1 protein-coding gene is annotated in these 416 nt (G+C 74.5%); it reads right to left on the reverse strand.

Annotation, left to right across the window (positions count from 1 at the left end):
* Window positions 1-392 (reverse strand): hypothetical protein (locus EOD73_RS17475; protein WP_205702501.1); only part of this gene is annotated, 392 nt, incomplete at its 3' end.
* Window positions 393-416: the final 24 nt, after the last annotated feature.

A 416-nucleotide genomic window follows, 5' to 3' on the forward strand; every position in this document is an offset into this window, starting at 1 on the left:
TAGGCCTGTTGGGCCTCGACCTTGGCCTGGGCCTCGGACCACTCGCGGTCGCGCTGCTGGCGCTTGGTGTCGAAGCGCGCCAGGTCTTCGGGCGTGTCGCACGCGGCCATGCGCTGGCGCGAGGTCACGCGGATCGTCTTGCCGGTGCGCGTGTCGTGCACGTGCAGGTCCCCGCCGGGCTCGCCGAAGGGGTTCCACAGGTAGGCCAGGTACCGACCGCTGGGGCTGAAGCTGGCCTCGCGGGCCGGCTCGCCCCGGTAGGGCTGGGCGCGGAAGACCTGCTCCAGCACTTGGGGGCTGGCGGGGGCGGTGCCCGCGCCGGCGGCCTGGCCGGCGGTGAGCAGCAGCACCGCCAGGGCGGCGGCGCTTGTGAGGGTGCGGATGGGGAGCATGGTGCGGGGGACAGCAAGGGCGCT

Source organism: Inhella crocodyli (assembly GCF_004004565.1).
Lineage (GTDB): Bacteria > Pseudomonadota > Gammaproteobacteria > Burkholderiales > Burkholderiaceae_C > Inhella > Inhella crocodyli.